The organism is Pseudomonas sp. 13B_3.2_Bac1 (genome assembly GCF_025466205.1).
GTDB lineage: Bacteria > Pseudomonadota > Gammaproteobacteria > Pseudomonadales > Pseudomonadaceae > Aquipseudomonas > Aquipseudomonas fluorescens_H.
Genome location: NZ_JANLOG010000077.1, coordinates 25,100 through 44,087 on the forward strand (window position 1 = coordinate 25,100; position 18,988 = coordinate 44,087).

Annotated in this window: 14 protein-coding genes; all 14 read right to left on the reverse strand. The window is 59.9% G+C overall.

Annotated elements, in window-relative coordinates; all coding sequences use genetic code 11:
- Positions 1-18: 18 nt before the first annotated feature.
- Complete coding sequence (pseC, locus tag NTD85_RS12510; RefSeq protein WP_262142294.1) at positions 19-1,176, reverse strand: UDP-4-amino-4,6-dideoxy-N-acetyl-beta-L-altrosamine transaminase; 1,158 nt, start codon at positions 1,174-1,176, stop codon at positions 19-21.
- On the reverse strand, positions 1,173-2,174 hold the full coding sequence (pseB, locus tag NTD85_RS12515; RefSeq protein ID WP_262142295.1) for a UDP-N-acetylglucosamine 4,6-dehydratase (inverting): 1,002 nt from the start codon (positions 2,172-2,174) through the stop codon (positions 1,173-1,175). The genes pseC and pseB overlap by 4 nt, the downstream gene beginning before the upstream one ends.
- Positions 2,175-2,196: 22 nt before the next feature.
- Positions 2,197-5,112, reverse strand: a complete 2,916-nt coding sequence (locus tag NTD85_RS12520; protein WP_262142296.1) for a TIGR00180 family glycosyltransferase — start codon at positions 5,110-5,112, stop codon at positions 2,197-2,199.
- Positions 5,113-5,167: 55 nt separating this feature from the next.
- The gene (locus NTD85_RS12525) at positions 5,168-5,905 is read right to left on the reverse strand and encodes a cephalosporin hydroxylase family protein (RefSeq protein ID WP_027614220.1); all 738 of its coding nucleotides are present in this window, start codon (positions 5,903-5,905) and stop codon (positions 5,168-5,170) included.
- Between the two features lie 17 nt (positions 5,906-5,922).
- A complete protein-coding gene (locus tag NTD85_RS12530) occupies positions 5,923-6,993 on the reverse strand; it encodes a class I SAM-dependent methyltransferase (protein WP_201138405.1) in 1,071 nt (356 codons plus the stop codon).
- Complete coding sequence (locus NTD85_RS12535; protein ID WP_262142297.1) at positions 6,990-7,841, reverse strand: NAD-dependent epimerase/dehydratase family protein; 852 nt, start codon at positions 7,839-7,841, stop codon at positions 6,990-6,992. The genes NTD85_RS12530 and NTD85_RS12535 overlap by 4 nt, the downstream gene beginning before the upstream one ends.
- Complete coding sequence (locus NTD85_RS12540) at positions 7,838-9,064, reverse strand: class I SAM-dependent methyltransferase (RefSeq protein WP_262142298.1); 1,227 nt, start codon at positions 9,062-9,064, stop codon at positions 7,838-7,840. Before NTD85_RS12540 ends, NTD85_RS12535 begins: the two co-directional genes overlap by 4 nt.
- Positions 9,061-9,621, reverse strand: coding sequence for a dTDP-4-dehydrorhamnose 3,5-epimerase (gene rfbC, locus NTD85_RS12545; protein ID WP_262142299.1), 561 nt, complete (start codon positions 9,619-9,621; stop codon positions 9,061-9,063). Before rfbC ends, NTD85_RS12540 begins: the two co-directional genes overlap by 4 nt.
- Positions 9,618-10,700 carry a CDP-glucose 4,6-dehydratase gene (gene rfbG, locus NTD85_RS12550; RefSeq protein WP_003222822.1) on the reverse strand — a complete coding sequence of 361 codons (1,083 nt, stop codon included), beginning with the start codon at positions 10,698-10,700 and terminating at the stop codon, positions 9,618-9,620. The genes rfbC and rfbG overlap by 4 nt, the downstream gene beginning before the upstream one ends.
- Complete coding sequence (gene rfbF, locus NTD85_RS12555) at positions 10,682-11,455, reverse strand: glucose-1-phosphate cytidylyltransferase (RefSeq protein WP_103483904.1); 774 nt, start codon at positions 11,453-11,455, stop codon at positions 10,682-10,684. The genes rfbG and rfbF overlap by 19 nt, the downstream gene beginning before the upstream one ends.
- 255 nt (positions 11,456-11,710) lie before the next feature.
- A complete protein-coding gene (locus NTD85_RS12560; protein ID WP_262142300.1) occupies positions 11,711-13,474 on the reverse strand; it encodes a calcium-binding protein in 1,764 nt (587 codons plus the stop codon).
- Positions 13,449-13,715, reverse strand: a complete 267-nt coding sequence (locus NTD85_RS12565; RefSeq protein ID WP_262142301.1) for a hypothetical protein — start codon at positions 13,713-13,715, stop codon at positions 13,449-13,451. The genes NTD85_RS12560 and NTD85_RS12565 overlap by 26 nt, the downstream gene beginning before the upstream one ends.
- Entirely contained in the window at positions 13,712-17,305 is a 3,594-nt protein-coding gene (locus tag NTD85_RS12570; protein WP_262142302.1) for a glycosyltransferase, read from the reverse strand. The genes NTD85_RS12565 and NTD85_RS12570 overlap by 4 nt, the downstream gene beginning before the upstream one ends.
- 111 nt (positions 17,306-17,416) lie before the next feature.
- On the reverse strand, positions 17,417-18,985 hold the full coding sequence (locus NTD85_RS12575; RefSeq protein WP_262142303.1) for a flagellar hook-associated protein 3: 1,569 nt from the start codon (positions 18,983-18,985) through the stop codon (positions 17,417-17,419).
- Between the last annotated feature and the right edge of the window lie 3 nt (positions 18,986-18,988).

An 18,988-nucleotide genomic window follows, 5' to 3' on the forward strand; every position in this document is an offset into this window, starting at 1 on the left:
TCACCGCCGCAGCGGTCTCTATTCGGTCAACCGACGCAGTTGCTCGACCACATGATCCTGTTGCTCATCGCTGAGCAACGGATACAGCGGCAGGCTGATCGCCTCGGCGTAATAACGCTCGGCCTCGGGGAAGTCACCTTCGGCAAAACCCAGGTCGCGATAGTACGGCTGCAAATGCACCGGAATATAGTGCAGGTTCACGCCGATACCGGCGGCACGCAAGCCTTCGAACACCTGACGGTGGGTCAGGCCAATGCGCTCGGTCTGCAAGCGCACCACGTACAGATGCCACGCCGATTCGGCCTCCGGCTGCGCGCTGGGCAAGGTCAGTGGCAGGTAGGCCAACAAACGGTCGTAACGCGCCGCCAGTTCACGGCGACGGGCAATGAAGCCGTCCAGTTTGGCCAGTTGCGACAGACCCAACGCCGCCTGCAAATCAGTGATCCGGTAATTGAAGCCCAGCTCGATCTGCTGGTAATACCACGGGCCATGGCTGGGTTCGTTCATCTGCTGCGGATCGCGGGTCATGCCATGGCTGCGCAGGCGTTGCAGACGCTCCGCCAGTTGCGGGCGATTGGTCAGGACCATGCCGCCTTCGGCGCTGGTGATGATCTTCACCGGGTGGAAACTGAACACGGTCATTGCCGCAAATTCCCCGCAACCCACCGGGCGCCCGGCGTAGCTGGCGCCCACGGCGTGCGAGGCGTCTTCGATCACGGTGAAGTTGTAGCGCTCGGCCAGTTCGGCAATCTTGCGCAGGTCGCAGCTCTGCCCGGAGAACGCCACCGCCACCAACACTTTCGGCAACGTGCCATCCTGCTCGGCCTGATCGAGTTTCGCCGCGAGGGCGAAGGCATCGAGGTTCCAGGTCAGCGGATCGATATCGACGAAATCCACATCGGCGCCGCAATAGCGCCCGCAGTTGGCCGAAGCCAGAAAAGTGTTCGGCGTGGTCCACAAGCGATCGCCCGGGCCAAGGCCCGCCGCGAGGCAGGCAATGTGCAGCGCCGCCGTGGCGTTGCACACCGCTACCGCGAAATCCGCCTGGCACCGTTCGGCCATCGCCTGCTCGAAACGCTCGATGGTCGGGCCTTGGGTCAGCCAGTCCGATTGCAGAACCTCGACCACAGCATCGATGTCCGCCTGATCAACGCTCTGCCGACCGTAGGGAATCATGCCGAGAGCTTCGCGTGCAGCTCGGCGATCTGCCCGACCGAGAGGTAGTGCGGATTGGTATCGGAGCGGTATTCGAAATCTTCACTCACCGGCCGGCCATGTTCGCCGAGCTTGTCGATGGAGAAATCGACATCGACGCTGGTAAAGCGGATGGAAGGCTGGATGGTGTAATGGTCTGCGAATTCCAGAGTCATCCGCGCATCGTCCAGCGGCACCATCAGTTCATGCAGTTTTTCACCGGGACGAATACCGACGTTCTTGTGCGGCAGATGCTCGGCCATGCCCCGCGCCAGATCGACGATGCGAATCGACGGGATCTTCGGCACGAACACTTCACCGCCATGCATCCGCGCAAAGCTGTCGAGGACAAATTGCACGCCGTGGTCGAGGGTGATCCAGAATCGGCTCATGCGCTCGTCGGTGATCGGCAACTCCTGCGCACCGTCGGCAATCAACTTGCTGAAGAACGGTACGACCGAGCCACGGGATCCGGCCACGTTGCCGTAGCGCACCACGGCAAAACGCGTTTGTTGTTCGCCGGCAATGTTGTTGGCGGCGACGAACAGTTTGTCCGAGAGCAGCTTGGTTGCGCCATACAGGTTGATCGGGCTGGCAGCCTTGTCGGTGGACAGTGCCACGACTTTCTTCACGCCGTTGTCGATGGCAGCGGCAATGATGTTCTCCGCGCCATTGACGTTGGTGCGAATGCATTCGGTCGGGTTGTACTCCGCCGCCGGCACCTGCTTGAGCGCCGCCGCGTGCACCACATAATCGATGCCGCGCATGGCCTGACGCAGACGGTCGGCGTCGCGCACGTCACCGAGAAAATAACGCATGCACGGCGCGTTGAACGTCTGCTGCATTTCGTACTGCTTGAGTTCATCGCGGGAGAACACTACCACGCGCTTGGGCTGGTATTGCTCAAGCAGACGGGCGATGAACTTGCGCCCGAACGAGCCGGTGCCGCCGGAGATGAAGATCGATTTACCGTTGAACATGTTCGGATTCCTGTCGGCCGGCTCAGGCGAGCAACTGCGCCCAATTGATCGGGGCACTGTCGCCCAGGGTGAAGCCTTTGCCGGTCAGGGCCAGGTTGGCGTTGTAGGCCGGATCTCGGGCGAAGGCCGCGCTCCATTTCTCCCGCAATGCCGCCAATGCTTCGGGAGCCTGCGGCAGCTCGCCGGTGTGCAGCACCTGCACCAGCGGCGTCCACACCGTGAGGTAACCGGCCTGACCGGCCTTGAGGCACAAATCGACGTCGCTGAAACCGTCGGCAAAGGTCACTTCGTCCAGACCGCCGAGCGCGTCGAACAACTCTTTGCGCACCATCAGGCACACCTTCGACACGGCCGAGTAGTTCTGCTCGACGACGAGGCGTTGCATATAGCCCTCGGTGGTGTGTGTTTCGCCGATGAAGGCCGATCCGACGCCACCGTTCAGACCAAGAATCAAACCGGCCTGAGAAATCTTGCCGTCGCGATCAATCATTTTGGCCCCCACGATGCCGACTTCCGGACGCTGAGCGTGGTTGAGCAAAGACTCGAGCCAGTTCGGATTGACCACTTCGCTGTCCGCTGCCAGCAGTACCAGATACTCGCCCTGTGCCTCCTGACTCGCCGCATTGCACAGTGCCACCTCAGTCAGTGACCGATCGGCGTACAGCACGCGCACCCTGGCATTCTGCAGAGAACCCAGCCAGTCATTGATCGCAGCCGACAAATGCGGATTGGCCGCAATCAGCACCTCATAACGGGTGTAGCGCGTTCGCAACAACACGCCGTTCAGGCAGCGTTGCAGTTCCGCAAGATCGTCGCCCGCAGGCAGGATGATCGAAACCTTCGGCTGTTCGCAATGGCGGTAATCAATCTGGTAAGTCCCCGGCACTGTCGAGCTGATCCGCGCCTTGTAGCCACGATGCCCCAGGTGACGCAACAAGGCCTGACGCTCGTGGGCGTTTTCTTCCAGCACCGCTGCCTGGGTAATCAACAACGGTTCGTCAAGGTGGGCCAGGCCACCGAGCCCTTCTTGCTCAATGATGCGTAGCAGCAAGTCGAATTCCAGCGCCTTGTGGAAATCCGACTGATAACCACCAACCTCAAGCAGTACCTCTCGGCGAATCAACCAGTGGCGCGCCATCAACGAAGGAATACTCTGCAGCAGATCCAGATTGAAGCCGGGGCGGAACACGTCAATCAGCGCCCCGCCTTCCTTGCGCTGGACTTCATCGGTGGCAACCGCGTGAACGCCCTCGACGGACATCAACTCCAGGCTGGCACGCAGCAATCCGCTCGACGTGAACTCATCCCCCGCCTGCGCCAGCAACATCCAATCGCAGGGAGACTGCCGAATGCTCTGGTTGAGCCTGTCAACAAAATTGCCTGGAGTGACCCGGACAAAATGCAGAATGTTTTGCGCCGTGGTTGCCGCTGGTGGTTCGCCGGTGGTGAGCACGACAATCTTGAACGCCTTGCAGTGCCCCTCGAGCAGGCTGTCGAGAGAGACCTGCAGTTTGTCGATGTCGTTATCCAGATCAAGCAGGAAAATCCCGAACTGCGGACCACCACCGTTAGTTGCCAAGTGCTGACGGATTGACTCGAACTGTTGTTCGGAAGGCGCTCGCGCGGCCAGCCAGTTGAGCAGGCGACCCGACGTCATATTGTCAAAGACTGCGCGATGATCGTCGACGCTCAGCGACTCGAGACGGGTAATCCATTCATGAATCGCCGGCGCCGCTTCGGCGTCGCCCAACAGGTCCAATTGCCCCGCCAGACGCTTGAGCACATTTCGATTGAAGGCATTGAGGTCATGTGCCTGCCACAAACGGTCCAGCACACTCTCTGGATTATCGTTATTGCGTGCCTGCAACAGGTGCGTCTGGCGCGCCCAGATACCTTCTAGCCCTTCCAGCTGCATGCGCCCGGCCGGCATGGCGTGCAGCATGAATTCGAACTGTTCCAGACGGTCGAAGAACGCCTGGTTGTAGAACGGCATCTCGACATATTGCAGTGGTCCGAAACGACGATCCGGTACTTTCGAGTGCTGATTCCAGGTGGATTCAAAAATCAACTCGGCAGCCAGAGCCCGGCCGGTCCGCAGACTCTCGGCCATCGCTTCGTAACTCTGTTCGACGAAGGCCTTGGCCTGTTCGGTGTCCAGGCCATTGATCTCGGTCGGCAGCGTTATCAGGAAGTCGGTGAAAGCCTCGCGTTCGGCAACCGACTTACTGTCGACGTAAGTAAGCGAGTGATACACATCCGTGCTGTGCTCGGAGGCACCATAGTTGATCTCGCGCACCACGTAAGGCATCGGCAGTATCCGCGCCTTGGCACTGGCCAGCAGAAAATACACGTGACCGATTTCCTGCCATTGGAAACTGGTACCCGGCGGCAGCGCCGAATGCCAAGTCTTCATCAGATCGGTACGGGTCACCGCGTAGAACGGCGGGATGTACTGACTCATGTAATCGATGACCCGATCCTGAGCCCGCTCCGACGCATAATCTTCCTGGACCTTCTTGTCGCGGCGGTAGTAACTCACCCCGTGTGCCAGAGACAGGTACATCAGGCAGTAGCCGTGGCACATGCCGTAGTCCTGATTCGCCTGCAGGAAACCGACGGACTCGGCCAGCGAATCGTGCAGGATAAAATCGTCGTCAGCCGCCAGCACCATGTACGGCGTGGTCAGTCGCTCTACACCATAAGCCAGTTTGGCCTGCATGCCCCAGTAAGCGAACTGCGGCACATGGTGATAATCGACGGCGGAAAAATCCCCTTCCGGCCGCTCGGGTGTGGAGTCGAGCACCATGATCCGGCAGGGCAAGCTGCTGTAATACTTCACCGCCCGGCGCAGGAACGCCGGCCGATTGTGAGTAATCAGCACCACGGTCAACAGCTCGTTGAGCGGTAGCGCCAGTTCAGAACTGTACTTGCCTTGCATAACTTCTCTCCACAACCGGCGACTCGCCGAGATAACGCTTTGGTGATGTTGCGAATTAACGAACGCGACGCAGATAGCCGTCCGGCGCCACGGTGATCAGCAGTTTGTTCTGCAATTGCTGGTCGATCTCGAAATCCTGATTCTCTTCCAGGTACTTCCACACTGCGGTTTTCGGGTTGTCACCCGGGCCCCATGGACGATCCGGGAAGAAATCGGCCGGCATGTCTTCGACCACGGTGTCCATCACCACGCAGTAGCTGTCGACCGAGACCAGCGGCGCGTACAGGCGCAGCTCTTCGAGTACGTGGTCGTGGGTATGGTTGGAGTCGAGCACCAGGATGACCTTCTTGCCTTTGGCCGCAGCCTGCACCTGAGCGGCGATGGCCGGGTCGATGCTCGAACCTTCGATCATCTTGATGCGCTTGGCCATCGGGTGGCTTTCGATCGCTTCACGGTTGTGCGGGCGAATGTCGAGGTCGATGCCCAGCACTTCGCCGTGACCTTGCAGCTCCAGCAGGGAGGCGTAGTAGATGATCGAACCGCCGTGGGCGATGCCGCACTCGATGACCAGATCCGGCTTGACCTGCCAGATGATCTCCTGCATCGCCATCATGTCTTGTGGCAACTGGATGATCGGGCGGCCCATCCACGAGAAGTGGTAGCTGTACTTGTGTTTGGCCGATTCGTTGAAGAAATCACGGGCCAGGCCAGTGAGTTTCTGGTCGTCACCCTGCTGGGCGATCTGCTCGCGGCATTCGGCTTCGAAGGCTTGGTTGATGCTGTTGTCGGTCATGTTCAAAGTCTCAATGGTCACTGGAACGAAGCGCTATCGACGGCGTGATAGACGTAGCGTCCACCGGTCATCCGCTTGATTTCTTCGAGGTAATTGGAGTTCATCACAAACAGGTTGGCGCCTTCGGGCAGCGCATCCATGGCCTCTTGCGGCGAGGACACCCGCGCGCCGCTCAGCGGCAGATAACGCCCCTGTTTGGCCGGGTTGATATCCACCACACGATCCACCGCGACACCCGCGCGTTGCAGGAACAGCGAATAGATCACGCCTTTGGACGATGCGCCCCAGATCGCCGAACCCTGCTCGGGTGCGGATTGAATGATCTGCACCGCGCGCTCAAGGCTCGCCGTGAAACCGTCCGGCAGCGTCAGGCGTGGCACCGGTTGCTCCGGGGTCAGGCGCAACGTCGACAGGTCGGCGACGATGTACAGGTACTGGCCACCGAACAGGTGGCCGGCCTCGTGCACGGTGCCGAACATCCGGCGCAGGTCATCGAGGCGGAAATAATTGACGTGCTCGTAGAACAGGTCGAACCAGGCCTTGTGCTCGAGGATCCAGTCGAAGCACGGCACTTCGATGTAGATCTGCCCGCCCTGATTGGCTTCGGCAATCACCGCCAGAAAGCTCACCGGGTCTTCGATGTGTTCCAGCACATGGCGCAGGACGATGGCGTCCGCCGCCAGGCCGAGACCACGGGTGAACGGCGCCTTGATCACGTCGGCGTTCTCGCCTTCGTAGGCCGGGTCGATCCCGGTGATCGAATAACCGAGGCCCTTGAGCAACTCAAGGAAGTAGCCCTTGCCGCAGCCGACTTCGATCAGCTCCTGGCCCTTGAAGTGCCTGGCGATGATGCCTTCAACGTCGCTCAGGTGCTTCTGGAACTGGCCCGAATGGGCCTGCTCGTTCTGATAGTCAGCGTCATAGCTGAGCTTGTCGGCATTGAACGCGGCGTTGAAGATCAGGCCGCTGCGCTCGTCCTGCACCAGCAGCATATCGGCGCTGGCCGAAGCCTTGGCCGACTCCGGGTCGGCAAAGGTGCGGTTCTGCAACACCGGCAGGTCGGTAACCCGATACAACTCGTGCCTCATTGCGGCTCTCCCAGTAGCTGTTGCAAACGCTCGGTCACGGCCCAGAACGCCATCGGTTCATGGCTCGGATACGGGTAATGGCCGAGGTTCAGATTCAGTGCTGCACCGCGCTCGCGCAGACGTTGTTCAACCAGTGCGCGCACCGATACCGGTTGGCCACTGGCGCAATTGATCACGCCGTTGAAATCGCGCTGATGCACGATCGTGGCGAGGTAAGCGGCGGCGCTGGCGATCGGCAAAAAGTCCCGCAACTGCTCGCCGCCAGACATGTTGAACGACGCCTCCCCGGCATCGATCGCCCGGTCCAGTGCCGCCAGCAGACTGTTGGGGTTCTGCCCTTCGCCATGCAGATAGAACAGACGCGCCCACTGCAAGGTGAACGGTTTTTCCTGTTGCAGATTTTGCAAAAACAGATGCAGCGTGTGTTTGGCCAGACCGTAAGGATTGCTCGGCTGCGGCTCGACCTGCTCACTGAGCGGGCCGCTTTGCATGCCGTACTCGAAGCAGGTGCCAGTCACCAGCACTTGCGCCACACCCGCCTCGACCGCGCTTTTGATAAAGCGGTAGTCGGCCATCAGGTTGTGCTCGAAATGGAACAGCGCCCGATAGTTCGGCAGCCCCGGCCAGGCCAGGTGCGCGAGGACGTCGATACCGTCGGTGAGCGCCGCAATGTCCAGATCCGCCGCATGAATATCCGCCGCGAAGAATTCGACGTGGTTGATCCACGGCATGGTCGCAGCCGTATCTGAATTGCGCGCCACCGCGCGAACGTCGCAGCCACGCGCGAGCAACGCGGCGACCAGATGCCGGCCGACGAAGCCCGTGGCCCCGGTGACCAGGACGTTCACAGAATTTTCATCTCAGGCACGGCGATCACGAAGCGCCCGTCCCACTGACGCACTTGCGCCAGTTGCTGACTGACTTCGTGCAGCAGGTTCCACGGCAGCACCAGCACGTAGTCCGGTTTTTCGCTATCGATCTGCGCCGGCGCGACAATCGGGATACGGCTGCCCGGCAGAAACTTGCCCTGCTTGTGCGGGTTGGCATCGGCCACCCAGGCCAGCAGGTCGGGTTTGACCCCGGCGTAGTTGAGCAAGGTGTTGCCCTTGGCTGCCGCGCCGTAACCGACCACACGCTTGCCGTCGGCCTTGGCCTGCAACAGGAAGCGCAGCAGTTCATGCTTGATACGTTCGGCAGCCGGCGCGAGGGTCGCGTAGTACTCAGGGGTTTTCACCCCGGCATCCAGCTCGGCCTGCAACTGTTGCTGCACCGCCGGCTGCACCGCACGACGCTCACCATCCTGGCGTTGCACGAACACCCGCAGCGAACCGCCATGGGTGCTCAACTGACTGACATCGAACACTTCCAGACCATTGCGCTCGCACAGTGTCTGCACGGCGGTCAGCGACAGATAGGAATAGTGCTCGTGGTACAGCGTGTCGAACTGCGCACCGGCCATCAGCGTCAGCAGTTGCGGGAATTCAAAAGTGGCGACGCCAGTCGGTTTAAGCAGCGTGGCGAAACCACCGAGGAAATCATTGATGTCCGGCACATGCGCGAGCACGTTGTTGGCGGCCATCAGGTCGGCGCCCCAGCCTTCGCTTTTCAGCTGTGCTGCGCTGTCGCGACCGAAGAACACTTCACGAATCTGCAGACCCTTTTCCCGCGCCGCTAACGCGGTGCTGCGGGTCGGCTCGACACCCAGACACGGGATACCGCGAGCAGCGACGTACTGCAGCAGATAGCCGTCATTGGCGGCAATTTCGACCACACGGCTGTCGGCGTTCAGCGCAAAGCGCTCGACCATCTCCGCGACATAACGCTCGGCATGGGCCAGCCAGGTGCTGGAGAACGAACTGAAGTAGGCGTACTCGGCGTCGAACAGGCTGTCGGCGCGGGTGTAATCCTCGGTCTGCACCAGCCAGCATTGCTGGCACACGGCGACCTTCAGCGGCACCCATTGCTCGGCCTGTTCCAGGCGCTCGGCGTGCACGTAGGCGTTGGACGGTGGCGAGGTGCCGAGGTCGATCAGCGGCAGGCTCAGCGGTGCGGCGCACCCACGGCAGTTCATAGACGCACTCCAGCAAAGTGTTGATCGAGCGCGGGATGGCTGGAATCACGCGCTGACAAATTATTGACAGGCAACGGCCAGGCAATCGCCAGCCGTGGATCGTTCACCGACAGACCGCCCTCATGCTCCGGCGCGTAATCAGCGCTGTGCAGGTAAAGCAGTTCGGCGTCGTCGGTCAGGGTCTGGAAGCCGTGAGCGAAGCCGGCCGGAATCAACAGGCTGCGACCGTCACCGGCCTGCAGATGCTCGGCGTGCCAGTGCAGAAAAGTCTCGGAATCAGGACGCAGATCCACCGCCACATCCCACACTTCACCGCGCAGGCAGGTGATCAGTTTGGCTTCCGGTGCATTGGCGTTCTGGTAATGCAGACCGCGCACACTGCCCTTCTCGCGGGTGCAGGAATGGTTGATCTGGCGGATATGAAATTCGCTGCCGAACGCGTTCAGGCTGCCTTCGCAGAACAACCGGGCGAAGTGCCCGCGCTGATCTTCGAAGCGTTTGTGCTGGACGCTGAACAACCCGGCCAGCGGCAACTGTTTCAAGGAAAACTCGCTCACAGCGCGCCCCGGTACAGGTTCAGTTGGCCGAGAGTGACGTTGCGCATGTCATCGCCGTTCTGCCACGCCAGATGCCAGTCGAGGGTCTGGGTCAGGCACTGCTGCAAGGTCCAACGTGGCTGCCAGCCGAGTACCTGACGGGCGCGGCTACTGTCGAGGCGCAACAGACCAGCCTCGTGCAATTCGCTTTTTTCGATGCGCAGACCGCGTGCCTGTGGCCAGCGACTGGCGAGCAGTTCGACCACTTCGCCGACGCTGCACATGTCCGCCTCGCCCGGGCCGAAGTTCCACGCCCCGGCGTATTCCGGGCCTTGTTCGTAGAGACCTGCCGCCAGTTGCAGATAACCGGCCAGCGGTTCCAGCGCGTGCTGCCAAGGGCGCACGGCTTGCGGGTAACGCAGGGTCACCGGCTCGTCGGCAGTCCAGGCTTTGAGCACGTCGGGAATCAGGCGCTCCGGGGCGAAGTCGCCGCCGCCCAGCACGTTGCCGGCGCGCGCGGTGGCCAGGGCCAGACCGTGCTCGGCGTACTTGTCAGCCGGGAAAAACGACGCGGCGTAAGACTGCGCCAACAGTTCACAGCAAGCCTTGCTGCTGCTGTAAGGATCGTGCCCGCCGAGGGCTTCGTCTTCGCGGTACGGCCACAGCCATTCCTTGTTGGCGTAAACCTTGTCGGTGGTCACCAGCACGCAGGCGCGCACGCAACCGACCTGACGGATCGCTTCGAGCAGGTTCAGCGTGCCCATGACGTTGCTGGAGTATGTGCCCAGCGGATCGCGATAGCCTTCACGCACCAGCGGCTGCGCGGCCAGGTGCAGAACGATCTCCGGCTCGGTGTCGGCGATGATCTCCAGCAACGCGCCGAGATCGCGCAGATCTCCGCGTTGATCGTTGATCCCTTCGTGAACCCGCGCCAGTTCATACAGGCTCGGTTCGGTCGACGGATCCAGCGAGAAACCGCTGACTTGCGCACCGAGGCTTTGCAGCCACAGGGTCAGCCAACTGCCCTTGAAACCGGTGTGGCCGGTGACCAGCACACGTTTGCCGCGCCAGAAATCCGCGCTCAGGCCCATTGCTTCCATGGGGCCTCCCCGCTCTGCCACAGCGCTTCGAGATGGTTCTTGTCGCGCAGGGTGTCCATCGGATGCCAGAAGCCTTCGTGTTCGAAGGCGTTCAACTGTTCTTCCTGAGCCAGACGCGCCAGCGGCTCGGCTTCCCAGGTGGTTTCATCGCCAGCGATATAGGACAGGACTTTGGGTGACAGCACGAAAAAGCCACCGTTGATCCAGCCACCGTCGCCGCGCGGTTTCTCGGTGAAACCCAGCACCTGATCGCCCTGGCGCTCGAGGGCACCGTAACGTCCCGGCGGCTGCACCGCGGTGACGGTGGCCAGGCGACCGTGGGCTTTGTGGTAATCGACGAGTTGAGCAATGTTGATGTCGGAAACGCCGTCGCCGTAGGTGAAGCAGAACGCCTCTTCATCCTTGAGGTAACGACCGGCACGCAACAGACGACCACCGGTCATGGTTTCCTCGCCGGTGTCGATCAGGGTGACACTCCATGGCTCGCTGTAATTCTGATGCACGTCCATGCGGTTCTCGCGCATGTTGAAAGTGACGTCGGAGGTGTGCAGGAAGTAGTTGGCGAAGAAGTCCTTGATCGCATAGCCCTTGTAGCCCAGGCAAATCACGAAGTCGTGGATTCCGTGAGCGGAATACTGCTTCATGATGTGCCAGAGAATTGGCTTGCCGCCGATCTCGATCATCGGCTTGGGCTTGAGGTGCGACTCTTCACTGATGCGCGTGCCGAGGCCACCCGCCAAAATAACTGCCTTCATCGTCTCCCCTCTCGTTCGTCACCGGGCTGCGCATGGCTTTTTTGAGCGATGCGCGCCGTCTGGCTAACCCTTTTGCCGCCTGCGGCGTCGCTGCGATGACCGCGAGCGCTCGTTTTATGGCGATTTGAGGGGGACTTGCAGGAAACGCGCCAGCTCCGCGAGCGCTGCGTCGGCGGGAATTCAAGACATGAAAAAGGGATGAGTCCGTTTCCGGAATCATCCCTTTCATCCAGCTACTTCAATGAATCGGACGGATCAGCCAAACATCGCGAATCCATCGATCATGGCAGGCAGGTCGTAGGACTGGCCGTCAGCGGTCTGCAGATGTTCGATGTTGTTATACCCACCCACATACCAGTCCACCAGTTTCACGCCATTGGCCGGCACACCACTGCTGCCGTCATTGGCGCCGTGCAGGTAGGCATCGTCGCCGACGCGCGTGACGCTCAACTGACTGAGGTTGGCAATGGTGTTCATGATCAAGGTGTCGTTGTAGCTGCTCGCCATATCCTGAATGGATACCAGGCCTGGGGCATTCACCACATAGGTGTCATCGCCATCGCCACCAATCAGCGTATCGTTCTGCGGCGCCTCGCCATCCAGACCGGATGCCAGGCCTCCATAAAGAATGTCCGCACCTGCGCCACCCTGAATGAAATCGTCGCCCGCACCGCCCTCCAGAATGTTGTCGCCCCAATCACCTTGCAGCACATCATTGAAATGGCTGCCACGCAGGTTTTCGATGTCAATGTACGTGTCGTAAAGAGCGATCCCGCTCTGCGGGCCCCAGCCGAGAGAGACACTCAACCCCTCAGTGCTGTCTTCGTAGCTGACGGTGTCGATACCGGCGCCGCCTTCAAAACGGTCGCCACCTGCGCCGCCCAGCAACACGTCATTGCCGGCACCGGAAACGATGGTGTTGGCTTCGTCGTTACCGTAGCCGGTGAAGTCGGCAGTGCCGGTATAGGTCAGGTTTTCCACGAACGCACTCAGCTTCAGTTCCGAAAGGCTGGTGAACACGTGATCGGTTCCGCCCATGAAACTGTCGTCTTCCTCGACCGTCACGCCGGCGCTGTTGATCACATAAACGTCATCACCGTGACCGCCTGCGACCGTCACACCGCTGGCGTTCACGGTGAAGCGGTCAGCACCGGTGGAGCCGATGACTTCTTCCACGCCAAGCAACGTATCGCCCGCAGCATTGGTGCCACCGCCGATCACAACGTTGGCCACATCGAACGCGTAACGATAATTCACGGTGTCATGACCGTCGGCACCATCGATGACCATCGAGCCTTGATGGCGATAAATCACATCATCGAACCCCGAGCCCTGAATCGCCTCGATACCGGTAAAGGTATCGCCGTAGGCAATGGTCAGTCCGTCGTAGTTGGTAAAGTCTTCGACGCGCACGCCCTCGAGACTGTCGCTGTAGCTGACCGTATCGTAACCATCGCCACCGACAAAGTGGTCGGCACCGGCGCCACCCCACAGCCAGTCATTGCCCGCGCCGCCGATGATCTCGTTATCACTGGCATTGCCGTAACCCTTGAAATCACCCGTGCCAGTGAAGGTCAGCTTCTCGATAAACGGGTCCATCTTGACCGTGTTGAGGCTGGTGCGCAGCTCGTCGTAGCCACCGTAGTTTTCTTCAATGAGGGTCACGCCTTCGGCGTCGACGATGTACAGATCATCACCGCCGCTGCCGTCCAGCGTCACGCCGCCCACCGAAACGGTAAACGTGTCGTTGTGGTAACTGCCGGCCACCTTCTCCACCGACACCAGCGTATCGACCTTGCCGTCAGGCCCTGCGACCGTTGCCGCACCAGTGCCAAACTCGACGCTGACTCCCGACTCCATTGCGTAATAGTTCGCCGTGTCAAAACCTTCACCACCGTCGAGCAGGTCGGATCCCGCACTGGCCAGCAGTTGATCGTCGGACTCCAGTCCATGGAGTTCGTCATTGCCATCGGTGCCCGACAGGACATCCGCTTCACTCGTTCCATTTACTACTGCCATTTGCTTCTTCCTTGCGTTGTTGTCGAATCCGGAAATCGGTCACCTCAGACACTGGCCGGGCGGTCTTCGCTGACCGTGCCAATTGAGCGCATGGAAAGGTATCGACAGAAAAATCCCGATGCTTGAGCCCGCCGCCAAAAAAAGTATCGGGCTTGATACAAAAACTTTTCGCCACGCAAAAAAAAACAGGCGACTCGACAGTCGCCTGTTTTTTCAGTGGGGCCGTGCGCGAATCGATCAATCCGCCAGCCAGCCATACTCCCAATACCGCAGGTTATCGCCACGCAACACGTAGTCACGCAACACGACCTCACGCAAATCATCACCCATGCGGTAGCTGGCATCCGGATCGGCCAGGTGCATGCGGATCGCTTGCAGCCACTCATCGGTGGTGTTGGTCTTGATCCGCGTGCACGGCAGGTAGCCGCGATAGGCCTCGGTGTCGGTGCAGATCACAGGGTAACCGCAGGCACCATATTCCAGCAGACGCAGGTTGCTCTTGCAGTCGTTAAAGATGTGAAACTCCAGCGGCGCCAACGCAAGATCCAGGTTGAGACTGGCCAGTTTTGCCGGATACACCTCGAGGGGGATTACACCGTGGAACTCGTGCATGTACGGCAGCAGGTCATCCGGACACATGCCGAAGAACACCCATTCGACTTCATTCGCCAGCTCACGAACCACGTCGGCGATGACCGCCAGATCGCCATGGTGACTGGTGCCTCCGCCCCAGCCCACTCGAGGTTTTTTCGAGGTACGGCGCTGGCTGCGAAGGTTGCTCCACATGTCTTTGGCCAACATGTTCGGCACAACACGAATATCGTGATGCATGTCCGACAGGACGTTGGCGAGCGGCTGAGTGGAGACCACCACACGATCACACAGGCCGATAGCACGTCGTACCATACGCTCCATGTCCTGCTTGCTCGGCATGTTGCGGATGTGCGCGTTGCGATGTGGAACGTCAATCACATAGTCGTCCAGCTCGAAGATTCGCCGCGCATTGAAATACTTCTTCAGTGGTGGAATTTCATCGATGGCGTGTTCCGAGTAGCGTCCTTGCAGCACGATCACGTCAGGCGTCTGGCGCTCGATATCAATGATCGATGGCAAGCCGTAACAAATGCGCCCCTCTACCCTGTTGGCCGCCTTCAGCTCGATCAACGGCTGACTCATGCGGTAATGCCCAATCGCCGAGGCATTGATCGGCACCGCAAGCACATTGGGCAACTGCACTCTGGAGAATGCGCTCCAGCCAGTGCGCAGCCCCGGCTCAAGACTGAAGCAAGTTGCTCCGATACCCTGCAAGGCCAGGTTGACGTTATAAGCCGGGTCACGCGCAATGAGCGGCAGCCAACGTCGATAAAACACTTCCTGTTCCTGAACATGCAGTTGCTCTTCCTGCTCCGTCGCCGCACTGGTTGGCCGTTCGCCAATGGCCAGAATGGCGTAAGGATTCCACACCACCAGATAGCCTTCCTGACCGATCCGCAGGCAGAGATCCGCGACATTGAGCGCTTGTTTCAGATCATGCTCATCCAGCCCCCCAAGCGCCTCGAAGAGCGATTTGCGAATCATCAGACAATCGCCACCCACAGCGCTCAGGTCTTGCACCGCTTGCAGACGGAACATATAGCCGTCGGACTGTGCAGGCTGACCGTAAAACGGAAGACCGACCGGCCCTTGCAAGCCAAGAATCAGGCCGGCATGCAACACGCAACCGTCCGGGTTGAACAGTTTGGCTCCGACCACACCCACTTCCGGGCGCTGTGCATGGTTGACCAGTTCGTCCAGCCAGTCAGCCTGGGTAATCACCACAAAGGAGTTGAGCATCAACACATACTCGCCGCGCGCCTGCGCCACCGAGAAATTGTGCAATGCAGCGACATTACTCGTTTGCGAGCAGGTGATTACGCGGATCCGGTCACTGCCCAACTGCGCCATGCCTTCCAGCCATGCCAGTGCTTCAGCGCTTTTGCTGCCGTTGTCGACCAACACCAATTCGTACTCGGTGTAAGCAGTTTTTTCCAGTAGCGTCTCGACACAGCGCTGCAAAGCGGCTGTCTGGTCCTGCGTCACAATGATGATCGACACCAACGGGCGTCGGGCATGTTGATAGTCGATACGATTGAGCAACTCGCGACTGCCACGGCGAATACCGTGTGCGACCTCCAAACGCTGCAAATGCGCTTCGAGCACCCGTGGGTTTTGCTCCACGACACCTGGTTCGGCAAGCCATTTGGACAGGTCGTGCCTGGACTCCAGTAAAACTTCCGCGACATGGCCGATAGCCTGCGTCCCGTCGCTCTCGACCATGCGCCACAGCACGTCATGCGCTGCCAGCTCGGCAAAGTCCGGCTCAAACCCGCCCAGCTCAAGAAAACGCTCGCGCTTGAACGCCAGAGCACGCCCGACGTAAGGGTAGCTGCGCATGAGATCGATGTTGAAATCCGGTTTGAAAGCCGGCTCTACCGACTCACCACCGCGCAAACTGCCCTCATCGCTGTACAGGCAGGTGAAAGTGTTCGAGTGCGCGATCCGCTCTGCCATTATCAACAGCGCTGGCGCTACCAGACAATCACCGGCCTGCAACAGGTAGAACCAGTCGGCGCCTTCCAGCTGCGGCAGCAACGCATTGATCTGCTCCAGACCGTCCCCTTGCAACGGCATGCGAAATACGCGCCCGTCCAGCTCGGCTTCGGCACAGGACTCCGATAGCACCAGAATCAATTCTGGCGGGTAATCCTGAGCACCGAGCGCCTCCAACGTGCGTTCGAGACCGTTACGGTTGCCCCGACCATCAATGATGACCGGCACGATCCGGGGCTGATGCGGCCAGTTGGAAATCGTTTCCGGCAGATATTTTCGCTGCTCGTCGGTGAGCACCCGACACGCCAGCCACTGCGCATAGAGTTCGGTGAAACTGAAACTGTCAGCGCCGACACTCCACTCCTGACGGCTCTGTTTGGTACCGAGAGTACGGCTCAAAGGCAGCTCCTCCCAGACTCGCGGCGACTCATCGGCCTTGGTCAACTGGACGTAGCGAACCCATCCGGATGCAGGTGCCGCCTCGCCGCTGCGGGCCTTGAGCATTTGCGAAATCCATTCGCGCTCAACCTCTACCGCATCCTTCATGGGTTGTTGTGCGCTCAAGCGCTCTGCGTAAAGTCGCTCGACGCTGAGCACATTGTTGGACAGCGCCAGATTGCCGCGCCGCAGCAGGCAGACGTACAGCGCGAAATCCAGGGTTGCGACAAAGCAGTAACCTTCCTGGGTCAGCGCCGGCAAGAGCTCCACAACATCCGCACGGCGGAACAAGGCGCTGCTGAACCCGCCCAGAACGTTGACCGGGAATTTTTCGAATATCCCCAGCAGATCATCGCCCTTGAGCAAGCCACTGAAAGGTGTCAACGAAGTATTTTCCAGACGCGAAGGCAGGATGATTTCGCCCGCATCCCACAGAAGTCGCTGGGCCACTACCAGACTGACTTCGTCGCGCAACAGTTCATGGGCTTGTTGTTCGACACAGGTGGAATAGAGAAGGTCGTCGTCACACAGAAATTTGATGAACTCACCCTGCGCCTGATCGAGGCAGACCTTCAGGTTGCCGACCATGCCCAACGTGCGTGGATTGCGCACGTAGCTCACGGCAAAACCCGTGCCCTCGACCACCTTGGCAACGATGTCTTCGATCTCGTTGCCGCGACTGTCATCACACACAATGATTTCGAGATTGCCGTAGCTCTGACCGACGGCACTGCGCAATGCCCGTTCGAAGAAACGTGGACTGAAGGCGGGAATGGCAATACTGACGAGAGGGAGTGAATTCACGGCGGGCTCACAGGCGGTACGAGCCCGCTCCTGAAAGCGAGCCCTGAAAACCGCAAAAAACATTAACTAAGGGGGACACGGCAAAACGGGCGTTTGCACACCCGTTGACCATCAGATCTTGTTGAACAGACCCAACTGGCTGATTTTGCTGAAGGCCAGTTGCGCTGCCTGCAGCATGGTTTGCTGCAAAGTCAGGCGGGTCATGACTTCGGCCGGATCCGAGTCGCGAATCGAACCCTGGGTCGTAGTGTTCGCGGTGCTCAGGCTCTGGTTGGTCACGGTTTGCATATCCAGCGACTGACCACGCGCACCGATTGCAGTAACCGCAGCACCAATCTGATTATTAGCGCTGTCGATGTTGCCAAGACCGGCCTCCATCGCGCCCTGGAATTTCTGCTTGGCCACGTCATCGCCATCGATTGGCGTGTTCATCGCAGTGATCATCTGGCCCAGGGTGTCGAGGATATTCTGGGTCTGATGATTGTTCGGCTGGATCGAGAACTGATCACCCGCTGCCGGTGCGCTGCCTAACGCGAAGGTCACACCAGCAGCGGTTGCGTTGCCCCCGGCCACCGTGCCGGACGACACAGGCTTGCTGTCAGCGGTAACAGGTGCAGCGTACAGATCGAACGCCGTGGCGCTGGTGAACTTGAGGACCGCGCCACCTTGCGGGAAGGCATTGTTATACGCCGCCTGGTCGGTGATGCTGGAACCGGTGATCACCGCAGTAGACGGGTTGCCCGGACTGCGCGTGGTGGTGAACGAGTCAGGCGTGGAAGCCAACTGGAAACTGTGCCCGGCAATGACCGCGTCAGGGTTAGTGTCACCCGCCTTCAGGTTAATGTTCAGCTTCATGTCGACACCACGGAAGCTGACCGTCTGGTTGGCGCCGCTGCTGTTGCTGACAACCCCGTTCTTGCTGGCCTCGGCGGTTACGTCATTGCCCAGGGCATCGGTGATTTTCAGCTGAGTACTGCTGACGAAGCTGACGGTGTAAGGCTGGCCAGCGGTGAACTTGGCGTCATAGGTGGCTGCGGTGCCAACCGTACCGTTGGACAGCACCACACGACCGTCATCCACCGCCGGAGCAGTCATGGTGGTGTTGGTGCGACCGGTATTGATGGTCTGCTGGAAAGCATCCCAACCCGTGGTGTTGGTGCCGACGGTCATGCCGTCGCCGATGCCCAGGTTGATGGTGGTCTGGTCACCGTTGTAAGAAAAGGTGCCGTCGGCATTCTGCGAGTACGGCGCGGTGTCGGTCTTCGAACCGGAGAACAGGTAGTTGCCGTTGGCATCCTTGGAGTTCATCAGGCCCAGCACTGTTTGCTGAATCTGTCCCAGCTCCTGAGCGTAGGCCTGGCGATCCTTGTCGGTGGCCGTGCCGTTGTTGGCGGCCAGAGACAATTCCTTGGCGCGTTGCAGTGCCGTGGTGATGGAGTCCAGCGTGGTTTCCTGTACGGACAACCCGCTCTTGGTGCTGCTGATATTGGTGTTGTACTGATCCAGCATCGCCGCCTGCTGGCCCAGTTGCAGCAAACGACCGGCACCGATCGGATCATCAGCTGCAGTGTTGATGCGCTGCAGGCTGCTGGCCTCGCTCGCGGTGGCAACGGCCTTGTTGAAGTTACGCTGATAGTCAGCCGCTTGGGTGCCGTAATACTGGGCGGTGGAAAGGCGCATGAA

What these genes read in the sequence shown, in the direction of transcription:
- pseC (WP_262142294.1), bottom strand. Translation starts at nt 1,176, where the DNA reads ATGATTCCCTACGGTCGGCAGAGCGTTGATCAGGCGGACATCGATGCT.
- pseB (WP_262142295.1), bottom strand. Translation starts at nt 2,174, where the DNA reads ATGTTCAACGGTAAATCGATCTTCATCTCCGGCGGCACCGGCTCGTTC.
- NTD85_RS12520 (WP_262142296.1), bottom strand. Translation starts at nt 5,112, where the DNA reads ATGCAAGGCAAGTACAGTTCTGAACTGGCGCTACCGCTCAACGAGCTG.
- NTD85_RS12525 (WP_027614220.1), bottom strand. Translation starts at nt 5,905, where the DNA reads ATGACCGACAACAGCATCAACCAAGCCTTCGAAGCCGAATGCCGCGAG.
- NTD85_RS12530 (WP_201138405.1), bottom strand. Translation starts at nt 6,993, where the DNA reads ATGAGGCACGAGTTGTATCGGGTTACCGACCTGCCGGTGTTGCAGAAC.
- NTD85_RS12540 (WP_262142298.1), bottom strand. Translation starts at nt 9,064, where the DNA reads ATGAACTGCCGTGGGTGCGCCGCACCGCTGAGCCTGCCGCTGATCGAC.
- rfbG (WP_003222822.1), bottom strand. Translation starts at nt 10,700, where the DNA reads ATGGAAGCAATGGGCCTGAGCGCGGATTTCTGGCGCGGCAAACGTGTG.
- rfbF (WP_103483904.1), bottom strand. Translation starts at nt 11,455, where the DNA reads ATGAAGGCAGTTATTTTGGCGGGTGGCCTCGGCACGCGCATCAGTGAA.
- NTD85_RS12560 (WP_262142300.1), bottom strand. Translation starts at nt 13,474, where the DNA reads ATGGCAGTAGTAAATGGAACGAGTGAAGCGGATGTCCTGTCGGGCACC.
- NTD85_RS12575 (WP_262142303.1), bottom strand. Translation starts at nt 18,985, where the DNA reads ATGCGCCTTTCCACCGCCCAGTATTACGGCACCCAAGCGGCTGACTAT.